At 66.4% G+C, this 19,662-nt stretch carries 17 protein-coding genes; 9 read left to right on the plus strand and 8 right to left on the minus strand.

Going from position 1 to position 19,662, the window contains the following annotated elements; genetic code table 11:
• The first annotated feature begins 112 nt into the window (after positions 1 to 112).
• The 8 genes from dxs (at position 113) to ABIB45_RS15035 (ending at position 8,585) form a co-directional block, all read left to right on the plus strand.
• On the plus strand, positions 113 to 2,086 hold the full coding sequence (gene dxs / locus ABIB45_RS15000; RefSeq protein ID WP_354216654.1) for a 1-deoxy-D-xylulose-5-phosphate synthase: 1,974 nt from the start codon (positions 113 to 115) through the stop codon (positions 2,084 to 2,086).
• Positions 2,083 to 2,700, plus strand: a complete 618-nt coding sequence (locus ABIB45_RS15005; protein WP_354216655.1) for a DUF402 domain-containing protein — start codon at positions 2,083 to 2,085, stop codon at positions 2,698 to 2,700. Before dxs ends, ABIB45_RS15005 begins: the two co-directional genes overlap by 4 nt.
• Positions 2,697 to 3,257 carry a hypothetical protein gene (locus ABIB45_RS15010; protein WP_354216656.1) on the plus strand — a complete coding sequence of 187 codons (561 nt, stop codon included), beginning with the start codon at positions 2,697 to 2,699 and terminating at the stop codon, positions 3,255 to 3,257. Before ABIB45_RS15005 ends, ABIB45_RS15010 begins: the two co-directional genes overlap by 4 nt.
• 9 nt (positions 3,258 to 3,266) lie before the next feature.
• A complete protein-coding gene (locus ABIB45_RS15015; protein ID WP_354216657.1) occupies positions 3,267 to 4,244 on the plus strand; it encodes an aldo/keto reductase in 978 nt (325 codons plus the stop codon).
• A gap of 11 nt (positions 4,245 to 4,255) precedes the next feature.
• Positions 4,256 to 5,281: a nucleoside hydrolase gene (locus ABIB45_RS15020; RefSeq protein ID WP_354216658.1), complete on the plus strand. Its 1,026-nt coding sequence runs from the start codon at positions 4,256 to 4,258 to the stop codon at positions 5,279 to 5,281.
• 141 nt (positions 5,282 to 5,422) lie between these two features.
• Positions 5,423 to 6,301 carry an ECF transporter S component gene (locus tag ABIB45_RS15025; RefSeq protein ID WP_354216659.1) on the plus strand — a complete coding sequence of 293 codons (879 nt, stop codon included), beginning with the start codon at positions 5,423 to 5,425 and terminating at the stop codon, positions 6,299 to 6,301.
• 11 nt (positions 6,302 to 6,312) lie between these two features.
• The gene (locus tag ABIB45_RS15030) at positions 6,313 to 7,056 is read left to right on the plus strand and encodes an energy-coupling factor transporter transmembrane component T (RefSeq protein ID WP_354216660.1); all 744 of its coding nucleotides are present in this window, start codon (positions 6,313 to 6,315) and stop codon (positions 7,054 to 7,056) included.
• A gap of 2 nt (positions 7,057 to 7,058) precedes the next feature.
• Positions 7,059 to 8,585 (plus strand): ABC transporter ATP-binding protein, encoded by a 1,527-nt coding sequence (locus tag ABIB45_RS15035; RefSeq protein WP_354216661.1) that lies wholly within the window; start codon positions 7,059 to 7,061, stop codon positions 8,583 to 8,585.
• Between the two features lie 85 nt (positions 8,586 to 8,670).
• On the opposite strand, the gene ABIB45_RS15040 is transcribed toward ABIB45_RS15035, so the two are convergent.
• A complete protein-coding gene (locus ABIB45_RS15040; protein WP_354216662.1) occupies positions 8,671 to 10,860 on the minus strand; it encodes a 3-hydroxyacyl-CoA dehydrogenase NAD-binding domain-containing protein in 2,190 nt (729 codons plus the stop codon).
• Complete coding sequence (locus ABIB45_RS15045; RefSeq protein WP_354216663.1) at positions 10,857 to 12,146, minus strand: thiolase family protein; 1,290 nt, start codon at positions 12,144 to 12,146, stop codon at positions 10,857 to 10,859. Before ABIB45_RS15045 ends, ABIB45_RS15040 begins: the two co-directional genes overlap by 4 nt.
• A gap of 919 nt (positions 12,147 to 13,065) precedes the next feature.
• Here ABIB45_RS15045 and ABIB45_RS15050 point away from each other — a divergent pair.
• The gene (locus tag ABIB45_RS15050) at positions 13,066 to 13,473 is read left to right on the plus strand and encodes a response regulator (protein ID WP_354216664.1); all 408 of its coding nucleotides are present in this window, start codon (positions 13,066 to 13,068) and stop codon (positions 13,471 to 13,473) included.
• A gap of 152 nt (positions 13,474 to 13,625) precedes the next feature.
• On the opposite strand, the gene ABIB45_RS15055 is transcribed toward ABIB45_RS15050, so the two are convergent.
• The 6 genes from ABIB45_RS15055 to msrB form a co-directional block, all read right to left on the minus strand.
• Entirely contained in the window at positions 13,626 to 14,966 is a 1,341-nt protein-coding gene (locus tag ABIB45_RS15055) for an HRDC domain-containing protein (protein ID WP_354216665.1), read from the minus strand.
• Positions 14,967 to 14,997: 31 nt separating this feature from the next.
• A complete protein-coding gene (locus ABIB45_RS15060; RefSeq protein ID WP_354216666.1) occupies positions 14,998 to 15,648 on the minus strand; it encodes a DUF3000 domain-containing protein in 651 nt (216 codons plus the stop codon).
• 61 nt (positions 15,649 to 15,709) lie between these two features.
• Positions 15,710 to 16,825 (minus strand): threonine aldolase family protein, encoded by a 1,116-nt coding sequence (locus ABIB45_RS15065; protein ID WP_354216703.1) that lies wholly within the window; start codon positions 16,823 to 16,825, stop codon positions 15,710 to 15,712.
• A gap of 70 nt (positions 16,826 to 16,895) precedes the next feature.
• Positions 16,896 to 17,627, minus strand: coding sequence for an SDR family NAD(P)-dependent oxidoreductase (locus tag ABIB45_RS15070; protein WP_354216667.1), 732 nt, complete (start codon positions 17,625 to 17,627; stop codon positions 16,896 to 16,898).
• Positions 17,624 to 18,991: a DUF6421 family protein gene (locus ABIB45_RS15075; protein WP_354216668.1), complete on the minus strand. Its 1,368-nt coding sequence runs from the start codon at positions 18,989 to 18,991 to the stop codon at positions 17,624 to 17,626. Before ABIB45_RS15075 ends, ABIB45_RS15070 begins: the two co-directional genes overlap by 4 nt.
• Positions 18,992 to 19,143: 152 nt before the next feature.
• The gene (gene msrB / locus ABIB45_RS15080) at positions 19,144 to 19,659 is read right to left on the minus strand and encodes a peptide-methionine (R)-S-oxide reductase MsrB (RefSeq protein ID WP_354216669.1); all 516 of its coding nucleotides are present in this window, start codon (positions 19,657 to 19,659) and stop codon (positions 19,144 to 19,146) included.
• Positions 19,660 to 19,662 lie beyond the last annotated feature (3 nt).

Raw genomic sequence — 19,662 nt, forward strand, 5'->3', positions numbered from 1 at the left:
GCAGCAGCCTTTTGAAGCCCCGGCCGGTCACCGACCAGCCGGGGCTTCGGCTTTGCATTTCAACCAAGGCGTTAGAGTTATTAGGCACGTCTACCACCCGAAGGAGGGGTCATTGGGAATCTTGGACACCATCCGGAATCCGCAGGACCTGAACGGACTGTCCCAGGGGCAGCTCGAAGAACTGGCTGATGAGGTCAGGAGTTTCCTGATCACCAATGTCTCCCAGACGGGTGGACACCTGGGTCCCAACCTCGGTGTTGTGGAACTGACGCTGGCCCTGCACCGCATCTTCGATTCGCCGCGGGACAGTATCGTGTTCGACACGGGCCACCAGTCCTACGTGCACAAACTCCTGACCGGTCGCCAGGACTTCCGCACCCTGCGCCAGCAGGGCGGGATGTCCGGCTACCCGTCCCGCGCCGAGTCAGAGCACGACATCGTGGAAAGCTCGCATGCGTCTTCCTCCCTGTCCTGGGCGGACGGTATTTCCCGCGCCAGGCAGCTGACCGGGGAAGGTGACCGCTACGTGGTTGCCGTCGTCGGTGACGGTGCCCTGACCGGCGGCATGGCCTGGGAAGCCATCAACAACATTGCGGCGGACAAACGCCGCCGCGTAGTGATTGTTGTTAATGACAACGGCCGCTCATATGCGCCCACGGTCGGCGGCTTCGCGGACTATCTGGCCTCGCTTCGCCCCACTATCGACTCCTTTCGCGCTGCTCCGGCCTATGAGGGCACGCTGGACTGGTGGAAGAAAAAACTCCAGAGTGGCGGCCCGATGGGCCAGTTCACTTACAAGAGTCTGCATGCCATGAAAAAAGGCATCAAGGACTGGTGGGCTCCACAGGGGATGTTCGAGGGCCTCGGCATGAAGTACATCGGCCCCGTGGACGGCCACAACCTCCAGGCCATGGAGCACGCCCTCTCCACCGCCCGGACCTATGCAGGGCCCGTGATTGTCCATGCCATGACCGAAAAGGGCCATGGCTACGCTCCGGCCCGGGCGCATGAGGCCGATCAGTTCCATGCCGTAGGCATTATCGACCCCGAAACCGGAGAACCCACCGGAGCCTCCGGTGCACAGTCCTGGACGTCTGTCTTTGCCGACGAGATCTCGGTCATCTCCGATGAGCGCGCTGACATTGTGGGCATCACGGGGGCCATGCTGATCCCCGTGGGCCTGCACAAGTTCGCCGCCAAGCACCCGGACCGCGTGATCGACGTCGGCATTGCCGAACAGCACGCACTCACCTCCGCAGCGGGCATGGCTTTCGGTGGCCTCCACCCCGTCGTGGCCCTGTATGCCACCTTCCTGAACCGTGCGTTCGACCAGCTCCTGATGGACGTCGCCCTGCATAAGGCCGGCGTCACCATCGTGTTGGACCGGGCCGGCGTGACCGGGCCGGACGGCGCCAGCCACCACGGCATGTGGGACATGGCCATGGTCCAGATTGTGCCCGGACTGCACCTTGCCGCGCCACGGGACGCCTCCCGGTTGCGGGAGGAACTCCGCGAAGCTGTGGCCATCAACGACGCCCCCACAGTGGTGCGTTTCTCCAAGGGCTCGGTGGGCGCCGAAGTGGAAGCCCTCGAACGGTTGAGCGACGGTGTCGACGTGCTGGCCCGCCGCCCCGCAGGTTCCAGCGAAAACGATGTCCTGATAGTCAGCGTCGGCGCAATGTCCGAACTCGCCTTGGACGTCTCCAACCGGCTCGGCGCCCAGGGCATCAGCACCACCGTGGTGGATCCGCGCTGGGTATTGCCCGTGCGCCGTTCCATCATTGCGCTGGCCTCCCACCACCGGCTGGTCATTTGCATCGAGGATGGCGTCAGGGCCGGCGGCGTAGGGTCACGCATCCGGCAGGAGATGCGCGCGGCCGGGGTGGACACCGCCTTAAACGAGGTGGGGCTTCCTGCTGAATTCCTGGATCACGGTACCCGGAGCCAGGTCATGGAACGCGTGGGACTGACAGCACAGCAGGTCACGCACGACGTCGTCGCCCAGGTTTTGGGCACAAAGGTCCCGTTTGCGCGGCCCCTGCCCGGCCAGGAGCACCCCACCACCGGCAGTCTTCCGATTCTGTGAGGGAAGAAGACGCACTGAAGTATCCGGGCGCAGCAGCGGAAAGAGGACCGGCGACGCATACCAGCACCACGCGGGTTCCAGCCGACCTGCAGCCCGGCCAGCTGGTGGTGGCGCGCAACAGGAAATGGAACGGCAAAGCCCACTGGGTGGTTCCGGGGCGCTACCTGGGGGAGGACCGGCACGGCTGGTGGATCTTCCAAGGGACGAACGAGTTCTGCTCCCGGCCCGGTGCGGCGTTCTACACCCAGTCCGATGCCGTGCTGCTGGTACCGCGTTCCGGAGACTGGGTTGCAACGTTCTACGATTCGGCCCACCCCAGCGGGGTCCGGGTCTACGTCGACCTGGCAGTTGCCCATGAGTGGACGGAGATCCGGGCGGCCGTCACCGAGTTCCATGTCATCGACATGGACCTGGACGTCATCCGGATGGCGGGGCGTGGCGTCTTCATTGACGACCAGGACGAGTTCGCCGAGCACCGGATCGCCATGAACTACCCGGACCGGCTGGTGGACGATATCCAGGCGGCCGCGGACGAGCTATATCAGGCCGTCAAGGCACAGCACGCACCGTTCGACGGCACCCACGTCGAATGGTTCACGAAGGGACGGGCATGAGCGGAATTATCAGGGTCTACAAACGGGACGACGAGGGAGCGCTGCACTTCCGCGAAGGCTGGTTTGACGAGGACTACAGCCAGTTTGTGATGAACTACGGTGTGGTGGGCCACCAGAGCAAGACCGAAGAGACAGACGTTGCGGACGCCGCTGCCGCGGAGGGACTGATGGACGCCTTTGCGGTCCAGTGTGGCGAGGACGGCTACGCCGAGATCCCTGAGGAAGAACAGTTCTGGGTGGTTGCCCAGTTCGCCCTCAAGACCAAGGACGGCACCGAGAGGGACCGCTACCTTGAGGAGAAAGCCAAGGACGCCCTCATCAGCCATCTGGCCTGGCGTGGACTGGGTACCGTTGAACGCTCCGAGTTCAGCGACTACAAGCTGAACATCTTCTGCCTCTGCCCTGAGGTGAACAAGGCTGTCAGCGCCATCAAGATCTGCAGCCGTGGTGAGGACCTGGACTTCACCAAGCTGAGCATCGGCGCCGCACCCTGCAAGGAACCGGCCAACTTCAAACTCAAGCACTCGGCGAAACCCGCCAACAGCTTCAGCGTTTAGGGGATCTCCGTGACTGAATACCGCCGCCTGGGAAAGTCCGGGCTGACCGTCTCCGTGGTGGGGCTCGGCTGCAACAACCTGGGCCGCGCCCAAACGGTGACCGAGTCACAGGAGGGGACGGACGCCGTCGTGCATGCCGCCCTCGACGCCGGGGTGACGCTCTTCGACGTTGCCGACAACTACGGGCGCGAGCCCGGACTCAGCGAAACGATGCTGGGTAAGGCCCTGGCCGGCCGGCGCGATGAGGCCGTGGTGGCCACCAAGTTCGGGATGAACATGCGCGGAGCCAACGGACCAGACTACGGTGCCAGGGGCTCCCGGCGCTACATCATCCGCGCCGCCGAAGCCTCACTGCGCCGCCTCGGTACTGACTGGATCGACCTGTACCAGTTCCATACTCCGGACCCGCTGACCCCCATCGAGGAAACCCTGTCCGCCCTCGATGACCTCGTCACCAGCGGCAAGGTGCGCTACATCGGGCACTCAAACCGCGCCGGCTGGCAGATCGCCGAGGCCGAATTTGTGGCCCGCGCAGCCGGCGGGGCGCGCTTTATCTCCACCCAGAACCACTACAACCTCCTGGATCGGCGGGCCGAACTGGAAGTCACTCCGGTGGCGGAAGCCTACGGCTTGGGCGTCCTGCCGTATTTCCCGCTGGCCAACGGGCTGCTCACCGGAAAATACGCGCCGGACAAGGCGCCGGAAGGTTCCCGGCTCAGCCATACCCGAACCCACATGGTGCACGACGCCGACTGGGGCCAGCTCCAGCGGTTCAGCGACTTCGCCGCGGAACGCCGGCTGACCGAGATTCAGGTGGCCTTCTCCTGGCTCGCGGCGCAGCCTGCCGTCAGCAGCGTGATCGCGGGGGCCACCAGGCCCGAACAGATCCGCCAGAACGCCGAGGCCGTGGCATGGGTGCCTACGCCGGCGGAGCTTGAGGAACTGGACGGGATCTTTCCCAAGGTCCCCAAAGTGGCACTCTTCTAGGGATCCCACCGATGACCAGGCTCCTGCTGGACGTTGACACCGGGATCGACGACGCCCTGGCGCTGGCCTACCTGGCCTCGCTGCCCGACGTGGAGTTTGTGGCCGTCACGGCGTCGGCCGGGAACGTGGATGCGCACCAGGTGGCACGCAACACGCTGGCCATGTTGGAACTGTGCGGCCGCACCGGGGTTGAGGTCGTGGTCGGCGCGGAAGGTCCACTCACCATTCCGCTGGTGACAACACCGGAGACACATGGCCCCCAGGGGCTTGGGTATGCGGTCCTGCCGCGGCCGTCCGGGACGGTGTCGCCGCGGCACGCGGCCGATTTATGGGTGGAGGCGGCCCGGGCCAGTCCGGGGGAACTGACGGCCCTGATTACGGCACCGCTGACGAATTTCGCGCTGGCCATCCGGCGTGAACCGCGGCTGCCCGAACTGCTGGGCAAGGTGGTGATCATGGGCGGCAGCTTTTACCACCAGGGGAACACCACGCCTACAGCCGAATGGAATACGCACGTTGATCCGCAGGCGGCCAAGGAAGTTTATGCGGCCTACCGCGGCTTGCCGGTGGACCGGCTGCCCATTGTCTGTTCACTGGACACCACTGAGCGGATCGAGCTGCGGCCCGAGCATGTGTGGCGGCTTGCGGAAGCTGCCGGCTGCGGCGAGCCGGAATTGGTGCTGCCAAAGCAGCCTGAAGGGCTCAGGAGCACTGCGGACAGTCCGCTGGTACGGCACCTGTCCGATGCCCTGCGCTTCTACTTTGAGTTTCACCGGCTCCATGGCCAGGGCTACCTGGCGCACGTCCACGACTACTTCGCCGCCGGTGTGGCGGCCGGGACCCTCGACTATGCAACCCGCCTGGCCACCGTGGATGTCGAGGTTGAATCGGCGCTGTTGATGGGGACCACCGTGGCCGACTACAGGAACCTGTGGAAGCATCCGCCCAACGCCCGGATCGTCTCGGACAACAACCCGCCGCAGGCCTTCGACGAACTGGTGTCCTCCCTCGGGCGCCTGGCCCGCAGGGTCGGCTGAGACCGGGCCCTTCCCGGTAGAATGATGGGCGGGACCGGGCCGGCGCAGACGCCCCCGGCTGCCGCCGAGGTGACATAGGCGGCGTTCCGCAACGCCCGGGGCCATCCGGGCGCCACAGCCCGCATCCTTCGAAGGAACGCCATGTCATCGCACCCCCTCACACTGCCGCCGCACACGCCGGCCACTGCCCGGAACCGTCGCCTGCTCGAAATCCTCGGTGCCGTGGCCATTGCCGGCACCTATATCTATCTGGTGCTGAACCAGCCCGCGGACATCACCGGCGGCCCGGGCAGCGCCTCAGCCCTGATCGCCCTGTCCGGCTTCCTCGTGGGCGCGGCGCTGCTGATCATCGGCGTCCTGCCCACGCTGCCCGTCTCCACGCTGGTTCTGATTCCGGTGGCCCTGGTGCTGAACATTGTCCTGGGCCAGTTCGTGGGCAGCACCTTGGTGCCGTTCTACCTCGACGCCATCGGCACCGTCCTGATTGCCGTTCTGGCCGGACCTGCCGCAGGTGCTGCCACGGGCGCCCTCAGCAGCATTGTCTGGTCATTCTTCAACCCGACAGTCCTGCCCTTCGCCGCCGGTGCCGCCCTGATCGGCTGCCTGGCCGGCCTCGCCGCCCGCTACGGCCTGTTCCGTCGCTTCTACCTGGCGCCGGTGGCCGGCTTCCTGACCGGCATCATCGGCGGTGTGGTCTCCGCCCCCGTGGCCGCGTTCGTCTTCGGCGGCACCTCAGGGCTGGCCACCGGCGCCATCGTCAGCGCTTTCCGCTCCATGGGCGACACGCTCCTGGCCGCGATCACCAAGCAGGCCCTGATCTCGGACCCCATGGACAAGGCCATCGTCTTTACGCTCGTAGCCGTCCTGGTGTACGCCCTGCCACGCCGTACCCTCCTGCAGTTCCCTTTTGTCCGGGGGCGCCGCGTGCTCGCCGGCAAATCCATCGACCAGCTCGCCGGCAAATCCATCGACCAGCCCGCCGGCAATTCCACCGACCAGCCCGTCGTCCGGGATTCCTGACCCACGCCCTGATGCGCCTCCACCCTCTGACATCGCTCGCGGCCGCTGGCAGCACCGCAATCATCACGACGGCGGCCGCAAGCTGGCCGTTGTCCCTCGCCGTGATCGCCGCGGCCGCGGTTCTGTCAGTCGCCGGGGGAGCCGCGCGCCGGATGCTGCCGGCGGCGGCGGTCATCCTTATTCCATTGGTTTTGTCGCTGCTTGCCCTGCACGGACTGTTCTTTCCTGAGGGCACCACGGTCCTGGCGCAGTGGGGACCGGCCCGCGTCACCGTCGAAGGACTGCAGTTTGCCCTCCAACGGGCTGCGCAGATTTCCGCAGCAGTGCTGGTGCTGCTGCTCTGTTCGTTCACCATGAGCGTCCCGGACCTGGTGGCTTCCCTGTCCACTCGCGGCGTCCACGCGCGGTTCGCGTTTGTGGTCGCCTCCACCCTGACACTGTTGCCGGCCATCAGCTCGCGGCTGGCCCGGATCCGGCAAGCCCAGGAAGCGCGAGGCCTGGTGATCAGGCCTGGAATTGTCGGGCGTGCGGGCGCGTTCCGGTGGCAGGCGGTTCCCTTGGTGCTGGCCCTCGTGGAAGAGGCCGGCTCACGCGCGGCGGCCTTGCAGGCCCGCGGTTTTGGCAGTGCCGGGCCGCACACCAGTTACCGGGAAGTGCCGGATCCTCCGGCACAGCGGTGGGTGCGCCTGGTCCTGCTGCTCGCGGCGGTGGCGGCCATCGCCGCGCGGCTCTTGCAGCCGACGGCGGGTGCTTAGCTGTGGCGCATACCTCACCGCCGGCACTGGCAGCGGGGATCGAAGAATTTGTCTTCACCGGGGAGCAGGTACCGGTCCTGACGGGCATTGAGCTGTCCTTCGCCGCGGGCACGATGACCGCCGTGCTGGGCGGCTCCGGCAGCGGAAAATCAACGGTAGGACGCCTGCTCGCCGGCTGGCTGCTGCCCGGCAACGGCGGGTCCCTCACCGGATTTCTTGAGCTCGCAGGAACGCGCCTTCGTTTCACCGGGACGGCTGCCGATCACCGTATCGATCCCGGCAGCTGGGGCCGCCAGGTGGGTCTGGTGCCGCAGGATCCTGCGGCCGCCCTGTCCACGGTCCGTGCCACGGTTGCCGAGGAGCTGGCCTTTGGACTCGAAAACGCGGGGATGGACCGCGGGAAGATGGCGGACGCCGTCCTGGGCACAGCAGCACTGACCGGCCTGACCCACTTGTTGGACCAGGACCCAGCCATGCTTTCAGGCGGTCAGCTGCGCCGCCTGGCCATCGGCTGCGCTGTCATTCCGCGCCCGGCAGTTCTTATCATGGACGAGCCCTTCGCCTCCCTTGACGCGGACGGTGCCGCGGACCTCGCAGCGCTGGTGTGGAGCCTGGTCCAGGACGGCACCGCCGTCGTGATCCTGAGCCAGCGGGCCGATGCCTTCCTGCACAACGCCGACACCTGGCTGGTGCTTGCCGGCGGTGCCGTAGCTGCGGGAGGCACCCCGGCCGAAATCGTGGCTGCCGGGGTGCTGGAAAGGGCGGGCGTGGTCTGCCCCGGACCCTACACCGGCATGCCGCCGCTGGGGGCAGACAGCTATCCAGCCGCCGTCGACAGTCCGCCGGCCGTGGAACTTCGAGACATCGCTTTCACGTACCGGCGGACCAAGCGTGGAGGCTGGTTCAGGACAAAGCCGAGTCCGCCGGCTGACCCGGTCCTGCACGGACTCAGCCTGACCGTCAGCGCCGGCGAGATCCTGGCTGTGACAGGGCCCAACGCAGCTGGAAAATCCACGATGCTTCGGCACCTCAACGGCTTGCTGCAACCAACAGCAGGCAGCGTGCTGGTCAAGGGGCGGAACATTGGAGGGCAGCCGGTGGGACGTGTGGCGGCCGACGTCGGGCTCCTTTTCCAGCAGCCCAGGGACCAGCTGTTTGAGCGGACCGTCGAACGGGAAGTCCGCTTCGGACTGGACCGCCGGCGGTCAGGGGCGGACGAGGCGGTGCAGCTAGCCCTCGCCGCCGTTGGCCTGGAGCACCTTGCCGGACGGCATCCTGCGGAGCTGCCCGCGTCCCAGCAGCGCCTGCTTGCGCTTGCCACAGTGCTGGCCCGCCGTCCATCAGTCCTTGCGCTGGATGAACCAACGGTAGCCCTTGACGGCCATGGACTGGCCGTGCTGGACCGGGTGGTCCGCAGCACGACGGCGGAGGGCACCGCCGTCGTGCTGGTCACCCACGACCTGGACTATGCACGGTCTATCGCGCACCGGCTGGTGCGGCTCGACGCCGGCCGGCTGCGGCGGATTTGAGCGGCCAGTAGCCTCACCTTGGAGTTTTTGGTCAGATAACACGGATTTAAAGGCCGTTAGGAGGCGTTATCTGACCAAAAACTCTTCAGGCGGGGGGAGCGGGAGGCGGGGAGGCCGCGGCCGTGCTGGAAGCAACGCCCGGTGCGTGAAAGCGCTGGCCGTTCACCCGCTCCGAGGCGCCAACGCGGTCCAGATACGGCGTGATGCCACCCAGGAACATGGGCCAGCCAGCGCCAAGGATCATGCACAGGTCAATGTCCTCGGGGCCGGCCACCACACCCTCGTCCAGCATGAGGCCGATTTCCTCTGCCAGGGCATCCTGGACCCGGTGCAGGACTTCAGCTCCGGTGGAGGGGGACGTGCCGAAGGACATGAGAGAGAGGGTGGACGCGGGGATTTCCTGGGAGCCCTCAGCGGTGGGGGCCCAGATCGACTTTACGCCGTTGTCGATCAGCTTCTGCAGGTTGGCGGACACCTCAAAGCGGTCGCCGAACGCGGCGTGCAGGGACTCCTGGACGTGCTGGGCCACCGGCAGGCCCACCATGGCACCCAGCGTGAACGGGGTCATCGGCAGGCCCATGGGCCGGAGCGCGTTGTCGGCAATGTCGGCGGGGGTGCCTTCATCAAACGCCGCTGTCACTTCGCCCATAAGGCGCAGCAGGACCCTGTTGACCACAAAGGCGCGCGCATCCTTGACCAGTACGGCCGTCTTCTGCAAGCCCTTGGCCAGCTCAAACGCGGTGGCCAGCACGGCGTCGTCGGTCTTGGGCGCACGGACGATTTCCAGCAGCGGCATGACCGCCACCGGGTTGAAGAAGTGGAACCCGACCAGCCGTTCGGGGTGGGCTAGGTCCTCGGCCATGGCGGTGACGGACAGGGATGAAGTGTTGCTGGCGAGGATGCAGTCCGGCGAGACGATGGCTTCCACTTCGGCGAAGACCTGCTTTTTGACGTTCAGCTCTTCGAAAACGGCCTCAATGACGAAGTCGGCGTCGGCGAAGGCTTCCTTGGATACCGAGCCTGTGACCAGTGCCCTGGTGCGGTTGGCTGCGTCCGGGCTGATCCGCTTCTTTCCAAGGAGCTTGTCCACCTCGGCATGGACGTAACCCACCCCCTTGTCCACGCGGGCCTGGTCGATGTCGGTCATGACCACGGGGACCTTGAGCTGCCGGGCGAACAGCAACGCGAGCTGGCTCGCCATCAGGCCTGCGCCCACCACGCCTACCTTGTTTACCGGCCGTGCGAGCTTCCGGTCCAGGGCGCCCGCCGGCCGCTTGGACCGCTTCTGGACCAGGTCCAGGAAGGCGTAGACCGTGGAGCGGAATTCATCGCTCTGCATCAGCCCGGCAAGGGTCTCGCACTCGAGGGCCGACGACTCGGCCTGGCTCGTAGTGCGGTTAGCCTCCAGGATGTCCAAGACCTTGCCCGGCGCAGGGGACGCGTTGGACGTTTTGGCCTCCACCAGCGCACGCCCTGCTTTGACGGCCGCTGACCAGCGGGCGGCGACGGCGGGGTCGGAAGGGTCGACGGCGTTGGCCCGCTCGGGAGTGACCTCGCCGGTGATGACCTTTGCAGCCCAGAGGAGGGACTGCTCCAGGAAGTCGGCCGGTTCGAACAAGGCATCGGCGATGCCGAGCTCGAAGGCCTGCGGCCCGCTGAGGGTGCGGTTGTTGCTGAGTGGATTTTCGATCATCACCTTGACCGCATTCTCCGGACCGATCAGCCGCGGCAGGATGTAGACCCCGCCCCAGCCGGGCACGAGGCCGAGGAAGGCTTCAGGCAGCGCCAGCGCGCCGGCCCCCGTAGATACGGTGCGGTAGGTGGACTGCAGAGCGATCTCCAGGCCACCGCCCAGGGCAACACCGTTGATGAAGGCGAAACTGGGTACGCCGAGGTTGGCCAACGTGGTGTAAACCTCGTGGCCGAGCTGGGCCATCCACAAACCGTGTTCGCGGTTCTCCAGTGACTTGACTGCGGACAGGTCTGCGCCGGCCACCAGGAAGTAGGGCTTGCCGGTGACGCCGACGCCGACGATCTCACCGCGGGCGGCACGCTCCTTTAGCCCCTCCAGGACGGTGCCCAGTTCAACCAGGGTGTTCGGGCCCAGGGTGGTGGGCTTCGAGTGGTCCAGGCCGTTATCGAGGGTGATCAGTGCAACGACTCCAGGGCTTCGCTGGCTCGGTGCCGCCGGCAGTTCGACGTCCTGGACGTAGGAGTGCGTCACAGTTTCATTCGGAAATAGTTCGGCAAGCTTGGTGAAATCTGCGGCGCTCATGAGGCAGCTCCTTCGGTGGTTGCTTCAGTAGTTGCTTCGTGGGCCTCTGCTGCGACGGCGCCGTTGTAGTCGGCGTGGTGCGGGTTTTCCCAGATGACGGTGGCGCCCATGCCCAGACCGATGCACATGGTGGTGATGCCGTACCGGACGGACGGGTCTTCCTCGAACTGCCGCGCCAGTTGGTTCATCAGCCTGACGCCGGAGGAGGCCAGCGGGTGGCCCACCGCAATGGCGCCGCCGTAGCGATTAACCCGGGGATCGTCGTCGGAAATGCCAAAGTGGTCCAGGAAACTCAACACCTGGACGGCAAAGGCTTCGTTAATCTCGAAAAGCCCGATGTCCTCAATGGCCAGTCCAGCATTCTTCAGGGCCTTTTCGGTGGCGGGAACGGGCCCGATGCCCATGACTTCCGGCTCAACCCCTGCGTAGGCGTAGTTGACCAGGCGCATTTTGATGGACAGGCCCAGCTCCGCGGCGGCCTCGGAGGATGCCAAAACGGCTGCGGTGGCGCCGTCGTTGAGGCCGGCGGCGTTGCCCGCCGTTACGCGGCCGTGGGCGCGGAAAGGAGTGCGCAGGGCGGCGAGGTCCGCCAGCGTGGTGCCTGGGCGGGGCGGCTCGTCAACGCTGTTCAGCGTCCAGCCCTGGCCCGGCTTCAGGGCCGCCACAGAAACGAGGTCAGGTTGGATCTGCTCGCGGGCGTACGCCGCCGCCAGCTTGTCCTGGGAGGCAACAGCGTAGGCGTCCGTGCGTTCCTTGGTGATATCGGGGAAACGGTCATGCAGGTTTTCCGCCGTATTGCCCATGTTCAGGGCGGCCGGATCAACCAGGCGCTCGGCCATAAAGCGCGGGTTCGGATCGGCGCCGGAGCCCATCGGGTGGTTGCCCATGTGCTCCACACCCCCGGCAATCACGACGTCGTACGCGCCGAAACCGATGCCGCTCGCCGTCGTGGTGACTGCGGTCATTGCGCCGGCGCACATCCTGTCTATGGCGAAGCCGGGCACCGTACGGGGGAGCCCGGCCAGAAGGGCGGCCGTGCGGCCGAGCGTCAGGCCCTGATCTCCGGTCTGGGTGGTGGCGGCTACGGCCACTTCGTCGATCCGCGCCGCGGGCAGGGTGGGGTTGCGGCGCAAGAGTTCGCGGATGCACTTCACCATCAGGTCATCGGCACGGGTTCCGGCATAGATGCCTTTCTCGCCGGCCTTCCCGAAGGGGGTACGGACGCCGTCAACAAAAACGACGTCGCGGACAGTGCGCGGTGACCCGCTGCTTCCGTGGTGGCTCACGTTTACTCCTCATCGAGACATTGGCGCCGGCCGGAGGCAAAGGGGCAGCACTCGCCCGGACGGCAGTAGGCACTACGTTACTCATGAGTAACATGCTGCGCAAGGAACTGCACCGAAGTGCAAGGACCCACTACTGCCGGTTCCCCCGAATGGGGGAAGGGGACCACCCTTTCCGGGGAGGAACGGCGGCTCCCCGAACGGGATGTTGGAACCATGACTACAAACCAAAACGAAAGTCCGCGGAAAACTGTTCCCGCGTGCGGGTCGCAATGTCCGCCGCAACCTCCTGGCATCCTGCATCGCCCATCGGCTGGTTGCGAAGGCCCCGCCAAAGCAGCCGCGGCCGTGGTTGCCGTGAGAAGGCAGGGAGGACTGCGTTGGGAGAACTGGACCATGTACTGGGCGTGCTCCGGGCTCCTGTTGATCCCGAAGCGATCGGGGCATCAGCAGGTCCGGGGACTGGGATCCAGTACCGGAAGCCTGTCCCCGCGGCCGGTTCGATCCCCCGCCCGACGACGGACCTGGACCCTCGCCCGCTCACAGAGCTGGAGGAGCTGGTGGACCGGCACCGCTCTGCGGGGTTCCTTGTGGAACTGCAGGTCACCGCTGATACGTCGGCGGTGCCGGTGCTGCTTGCCCGCGAGGCGTATCGCGTCCTCCAGGCCTGGAGCATGGGACCGGGGCGACGTGCGAAGTCGCGGTGCCAGTGTCGGGCGGGCGGGACACTGGAAGGCTGGGAATCCGCCTCAGCAACGAGCTCTCCACGAATCAGGCCAAGCAGCGGGGTCAGGCCAATCAGGGTGGGCCGGGCTGGCCCGCCTGCGGGGGCGAGCGGTGCTGCTGGGCGGCACGTTCCGGGCCGGCGAATTGGATGGTGTGTGGCAATTGAGTTCGGAATTCCCATGGAAAGGACAGAGACATGATCACGCTGCCCACACTGGATGACGAGCCGCTGGTCCGCTCCGGGCTGCGGGCCATTATCGAAGGGGCAGGGGACTTGACGGTTGTGGGGGAGGGCGCCGATGGGGCGGAAGTCCCGGCCTTGGTCGCGCGGCTTCCTCCGGATGTGGTGCTGATGGATGTCCGAAAGCCGCTGGTGGACGGTATCCAGGCCACCCGTGCGCTGCTTGGTGACGGTGCCCGCAGGGACGCCCCCAAGGTCCTGGTACTGACCACCTTCGGCAGCGTCGACTACGTTTATGAAGCCCTAAGGTGCGGAGCTGCGCGCATTCTGCTCAAGCGTTCACGGCCGGAGGAAATCATCCAGGCCGGGCGGACTGTAGCGTCGGGCGGAACAACGCCGAGATCGCGTCGGCCCTGTACTTGAGCCAGGAAACGGTCAAGACCCAGTCGCCTCGCTGCTGGCCAAGCTGCGGGTGCGTGACCGCATGCAAGCGGTGATCCTGGCTTCATCAAGCCCGGGGGCCGTCCTGGCGGCCGGGCCGGTGCCCGACGCGTCGAGCCACGGCGAACCTGGGATTAGCTGGCCGGGGATTCGGTGGATGCCGCGGCTGTGGTTTCCTTGTCCGGCAGCGGCTGTGGGTTGCGGAACGCGTCTGTGATCAGCGGCGCGACCAGACCGATCTGCCACTCGCGGGCACCCAGGGAGCGGAGTTCGGCGGCCACCGTTTCTTCGTTGAGGTCCGACGGCGGACGCCACGTCACGCGACGCAGGTAGTCCGGGGTCAGCAGATTTTCCATTGGCAGGTTCAGCTCTTCGGCCTTGGCCTGCAGTAGCGGCCGCGCGGTGGAGAGGCGCTCGGCGGCCTCGGGATCGCGGTCAGCCCAAATACGCGGCGGGGGAGGGGCGTTGGTGGGCAGGTGCAGCGGCGGAAGTTCCTCGAGGTCCCTGGCTGCCGCAATGCACCGAAGCCACCGGGGCGCTTCGCGCTGTGCGGCCCGGCCGTGGAAACCCTTGGTACCTAGAAGTTGGGGCACGGTGGCGGGCATAGCTTTGGCCGCCGATACCAGGGCGGAATCAGGAATCAGCCGGCCCGGGGCAACGTCACGCTTCTGCGCCAGCGAATCGCGCTCCAGCCATAGTTCACGGACCGCCGCCAGCTGGCGCCGGTCGCGGATCTGATGCAGGCCAGAGGTTTTCCGCCATGGGTCAATCCGTGGCGGCGCCACTCCGGCGGCGAGGATCGCGGCAAATTCCTGTTCCGCGTAGTCCAGCTTGCCGTCCGCCTGGAGCAGTTCGACGAGTTCTTCGCGCAGCTCCGTCAGGACTTCTACGTCCAGGGCGGCGTAGCGCAGCCACGGCTCAGGCAGGGGCCGGGTGGACCAGTCCGCGGCAGAGTGTTCCTTGGCCAGGCCGAAACCCAGCAGCTGTTCGATGACGGCGGCCAGCCCAACGCGCGGCAAGCCAGCCAGCCGTGCGGCCAGCTCCGTGTCGAAAAGTTTGTCCGGCCACATGCCAAGTTCCAGCAGGCACGGAAGGTCCTGGCTGGCCGCATGCAGGATCCATTCCACCCCTTGGAGCGCATCGTTGATGATGGCGAGGTCCTCGAACGCTTCAGGGTCGATCAGCCAGGTACCGGAGCCCTCGCGGCGGATCTGGACCAGAAACGCGCGCTGGCCGTACCGGAACCCTGAAGCACGCTCGGCATCAACCCCCGCCGGTCCTGTTCCGGCGGCGATGGCAGCCGCGCACCGCTCCAGCCCGGACTGGGTTTCGATGACCAGCGGCACGCCGTCGCGGGGTGCATCGAGGTCTATGACAACGGGGACCTGGCTGTCGAAGCCTTCCACCGTGATATGGGAAGTGGTTTCAGCAGCCGGAGCGCCGGCCGTGGTGTTATCCGGAATGTGAGGGGTCATGGTGCCTTCAGTTTACCGACAATGGGCGGTCCTAGTTCCGGCGGCGGCGCGGAAGGGCGGAGACGCCGTCGGGCAGCGGCGGAAGGCCGGCGAACGTGCAGACCATGTCCGACCACGCCTCCAGATGTGCAGTGACGTCCGAGGACGCCGGCGTCCAGGAGGCGCGCAGCTCAATATCGATCGAGCCGGGCCGTTCCGAAAGTGTGCCAAAGCTCTCCGACAGGACCCGGGTGGCAGTCCCGCCGGCCGCCCGGTAGGGGGCCTTATGGTTTTCGAGGGCTTCAACCAGCCAGGTCCAGGCCACCGTGCCGAGCATCTCGTCATTGCCCATTTCGGGCTCAAGCTGGGCCCGGATGTAAGTGACAATGCGGAATTCACCGTCCCAGACCGCGGAGCCTTCGGGGTCGTGCAGCAGGATGAAGCGGCCCGTGGCCAGTTCGGTGTCGTCGCTGTCCTCGGTGCCGGACGCGGCGGCCAGTGCCATGGCCGCCGGGCCATGCACGGGGGTGGTGGCGCTGCCGGGACCGGGCGCCATCACCTCGGCTCCGAGTGCCACGGCGTACGGTGCCAGCCGCGCCGGAGCCGGAATCTCCGCCAGGCGCAGTTCACCGCGGCATTGGGCCTTCCTGAGGGTTCCCAAGGCGTTGAGAAATTCCGGGGGAACCTGGGCTAGTGCGTTCACCCTCGCAGATTACGCAACAGCAGCGGGCAGGCAGGGCAGGCTCGCCGTCGGCCGGTCCATGCTATGTGGCCGCCTTGCCCTCAGGATGGGCCGCAAGTTCCCGGCGGATCGCGGCCACAAACGCATCGATGTCCGCCTCGCTGGTATCAAAGGAGCACATCCAGCGGACCTCACGGGCGGCTTCGTCCCAGTCATAGAAGCGGAACGACTCCCGCAGCCGGTCCGCCGCCCCGGCCGGCAGGACGGCGAATACGCCGTTGGACTCCGTCTTCTGGGTGGGCTCCACGCCGTCGATCGTCTCCACAGCAGCCCTAAGGCGGGCGGCCATGGCGTTGGCGTGCGCTGCTGAACGCAGCCATAGGTCGCCTTCGAGCAAGGCGATGAACTGTGCCGACAGAAAGCGCATTTTGGAGGCGAGCTGCATGTTCATCTTCCGCAGGAACACCAGGCCATGGGCCGCTTCAGGGTTCAGTGCCACCACCACTTCGCCGTAAAGCAGTCCGTTCTTGGTGCCGCCGAAGGAAAGGATGTCCACGCCGGCGTCGCGTGTGAAGGCCCGCAGGGGCACGCCCAGGTGGGCAGCCGCGTTCGCCAGCCGTGCGCCGTCCATGTGGACTTTCATGCCCTTGGCGTGGGCATGCTCGGCGATCGCGCGGACTTCGTCGGGGGTGTAGCACGTGCCCAGTTCCGTGGTCTGGGTGATGGAGACGGCCAGTGGCTGCGCCCGGTGCTCATCGCCGAAGCCCCACGCTTCGCGGTCAATCAGATCCGGCGTGAGCTTTCCGTCGGGGGTTGGGACCTGCAGCAGCTTCATGCCGCCGATGCGTTCGGGGGCACCGTTCTCGTCCATGTTGATATGTGCGGTCGACGCGCACACCACAGCGCCCCAGCGGGGGAGCAGCGACTGCAGAGACAGCACGTTGGCGCCCGTGCCGTTGAAAACCGGGAAGCATTCGATGCCGAAGCCGAAGTGTTCTTCCATCAGTTCCTGCAGGCGGGCCGTGTACTCGTCCTCGCCGTAGGACACCTGGTGGCCCTCGTTGGCTGCCGCGAGTGCGGCCAGGACCTCCGGGTGGACGCCCGAGTAGTTGTCCGACGCGAAGCCGCGGACATCGGGATCATGCAGCCGTGCGGTGGCGGTGTGGGTCGGGGCGGCGGCGTGTGCCGTGGTTGTCATTGCTTTGCTCACGTTCTCAGTCTAAGGAGGTCGGGTCCGGGGTGGCCGGGTCCCGGAAGCAGGGGCCAGGTTAAAGCCTCAGGCGCCGGCCATTCAGCTCGGCTGCGGGGCGGCTGAAGAGTCCGACGACGGCGGCCGCCAGGTCCTCGACGTCGGTGGCCCCGGCGAAGGTCCGTTCCGGGTGCTCCTGCCGCAGATCAGCGTCCACCAGCGACTTCACCACCAGCACGACGGCGGCGCCGCGAAGCTCCCTGCCCTGGCCAGCGGCCGAGCGGGCCAGGCCTTCCGCCGTGGCCATCGTCCAGGCTTCCGCGGCAGCCTTGGCCGCCACATAACTGGCGGCCGCCGCCGTCGGGTTCTCCACCGCGGTGGAGGATACGATGGCAAACCTGCCCGTCGCGGAGGCAGCCAGGTCGTCAAAGAAGACCCGGGACACGTTCCGCACCGTGGTGACGGCGCCGCTTTCCAGGAAGTCCCAGTCGGCGTCGCTCTGATCTGCAATGCCTTTCGCGCCGCGCCAGCCGCCCACCAGGTGGATAACGGCGTCGACCGCTCCCGCTTCCTGCCCAACGGCCTCGCGGAGGGACCGGACAGCGGACAAATCCGAAAGGTCGCACGCCAGGGGAGTGACGCCGTCGCCCGCTTCTGCAGCAGCAGCTTCGATCCTTGCCCGGTCGGAGCCCACGGTGAAGACGCGGAATCCCGCCTCCTGCAGGGCCCGTGCCACCGCGATCCCGGAGGGTCCGCTGCCGCCGGTGACCAGTACCTTTAAGGGTTGACTTTCCCTCCCGGTCCGGTTCATAGGGCGGTGGTTCCGGTGATACCGGCGGTTGACTCGATGACGGGGCGCATTTTCTTCTCCAACGCCTCGTAGAACATGGACAGCGGGAATTCGTCGTCCAGTACCTGGTCCGTCAGCCCGCGCGGGGGACCGGACACCGGGAGGGCGTCCGGGCCCTTGGCCCAGACTGATGCGGGGCTCGGTGTGACGGTGGCGGAAATCAGCTCATAGGCAGCAAGCCAATGGGCTGTCTTGGGCCGGTCGATGGAGCGCCAGTAGAGGTCGTCGATGGCAGATCCGAGCGCGATCACAGCATCCGCCACCTGGTCCCAGTCGATACGGAGCCGGGTGTCTGTCCAGTGGAGGACGTGGTGCTGGTGCAGCCAGGCAAAGAGCAGCTGGCCACCGAGCCCGTCGTAGTTGCGCACACGGCTTCCGGTGATCGCAAAGCGGAAGATCCGGTCGAAAATGATGGCGTACTGCACCAGCTTCGCGTGCCGGCGCGCTTCGGGCCGGGCGTCGCCGTCACTTTCGATCCGGACGGACTCCCGGAACGCGGTGAGGTCACAGCGGAGCTCCTCCAGCGAGTACAGGAAATAAGGCATGCGCTGTTTTATCATGAACGGGTCGAACGGCAGGTCGCCGCGCATGTGGGTCCGGTCATGGATCAGGTCCCACATCACAAACGTGGTCTCGGCCAGTTCCTGGTCCGCCAGGAGCTCCACGGCCCCTGCCGGCAGGTCCAGGGTGGTGACGTCCGCAGCGGCCCGCAGGACACGGCGGAACCGGGCAGCTTCACGGTCCGCGAAAATTGCGCCCCAGGTAAAGGTGGGCGTTTCCTGCACCGCCACCGTTTCCGGGAACAGCACGGCGGAGTTGCTGTTGTAGCCGCGGGTGAAGTCCAGGAACCGAATGGGCACAAAGAGTTTGTTGGAGTAGTCGCCGGCCTCCAGCTCGGCTACGAAGTCGGGCCAGATGACCTCTACGAGGACGGCTTCCACCAGCCTGCTGCTGCTTCCGTTCTGGGTGTACATGGGAAAAATGACAACGTGCGCCAGCCCGTCCTGGCGCTGCAGCTGCGGCTGGAAGGCCAGCAGCGAGGACAGGAAGTCCGGCATGCCGAAGCCGGCCCTGGCCCAAGCCTCAAAGTCCGCGACCACCGCGTCAAGGTAGGTCGAGTCGTGCGGGAAGAGCGGCGCCAGTTCTGTGACGGCCCCGGTGATGGAAGCCACTTCGAGGGCAGCGGCAGCGTGGTGGTCCGGGTCAGGCACGGCACCGTCCTGGCCCTGCAGCGCCTGCAGCGCTTCGGCGGCGGTCCTGAGCTGGAGCCAGGCGGGAACTTCGGCGGTGATTCGGGAGGGGGCGCCGGTGATGGTGACGGTCATGTGCGACTGCCTTTCTCGTTGCTTGGGCATCTACGGCGAGCGTAGCAAGCAACCAGAGTCCCTAACTCAAATTATGCCTAAGCCTAAGATAATCTCGTGCTCAGTGTGCCCTTAGACAGCCCGAGATGCGGTCAGACCCTTGGTTGGCAGGATCAGGACTCGGCGGAGCTGTCGCCGTCCGCACCGAGGGGCATGAGCTTCAGGGACACGGAATTGATGCAGTAGCGCTGGTCAGTCGGGGTCCCGTAGCCCTCGCCCTTAAACACGTGGCCAAGGTGGGAGTCACAGCTCGCGCACCGTACTTCCACCCGTTCCATGCCAAGGGTACGGTCGTGGATGTAGCGGACGGTACCGTCGGCCAGCGGTGCCCAGAAGGACGGCCAACCGCAGTGGGAGTCGAATTTCTCGTTGCTCCGGAAGAGCTCAGACCCGCAGGCGCGGCATTGGTAGACCCCCTCTGTGTGGATGTCCACGTACTCGCCGGTGAAGGGGCGCTCGGTTCCCGACTGCCGCAGTACGTGATACTCCTCGGGTGTCAGTTCCTGCCGCCACTCGTCATCCGATTTCCGGACGGCGGGTTCCGGCCCGCCGGCGGCGGCGTCCAAGGACGATGCGGGGATCGAATCGGTGGCTTTGTTCCCGAAAACGCTCTTTCCAAAGATGCTCATAGT

Source organism: Arthrobacter sp. UYCo732 (genome assembly GCF_040547265.1).
Classification (GTDB): domain Bacteria; phylum Actinomycetota; class Actinomycetes; order Actinomycetales; family Micrococcaceae; genus Arthrobacter.

Coding starts and splice junctions, on each gene's coding strand:
- ABIB45_RS15010 (WP_354216656.1), top strand. CDS start 2,697: ATGAGCGGAATTATCAGGGTCTACAAACGGGACGACGAGGGAGCGCTG.
- ABIB45_RS15020 (WP_354216658.1), top strand. CDS start 4,256: ATGACCAGGCTCCTGCTGGACGTTGACACCGGGATCGACGACGCCCTG.
- ABIB45_RS15025 (WP_354216659.1), top strand. CDS start 5,423: ATGTCATCGCACCCCCTCACACTGCCGCCGCACACGCCGGCCACTGCC.
- ABIB45_RS15030 (WP_354216660.1), top strand. CDS start 6,313: ATGCGCCTCCACCCTCTGACATCGCTCGCGGCCGCTGGCAGCACCGCA.
- ABIB45_RS15040 (WP_354216662.1), bottom strand. CDS start 10,860: ATGAGCGCCGCAGATTTCACCAAGCTTGCCGAACTATTTCCGAATGAA.
- ABIB45_RS15050 (WP_354216664.1), top strand. CDS start 13,066: ATGATCACGCTGCCCACACTGGATGACGAGCCGCTGGTCCGCTCCGGG.
- ABIB45_RS15055 (WP_354216665.1), bottom strand. CDS start 14,966: ATGACCCCTCACATTCCGGATAACACCACGGCCGGCGCTCCGGCTGCT.
- ABIB45_RS15065 (WP_354216703.1), bottom strand. CDS start 16,825: ATGACAACCACGGCACACGCCGCCGCCCCGACCCACACCGCCACCGCA.
- ABIB45_RS15070 (WP_354216667.1), bottom strand. CDS start 17,627: ATGAACCGGACCGGGAGGGAAAGTCAACCCTTAAAGGTACTGGTCACC.
- ABIB45_RS15075 (WP_354216668.1), bottom strand. CDS start 18,991: ATGACCGTCACCATCACCGGCGCCCCCTCCCGAATCACCGCCGAAGTT.
- msrB (WP_354216669.1), bottom strand. CDS start 19,659: ATGAGCATCTTTGGAAAGAGCGTTTTCGGGAACAAAGCCACCGATTCG.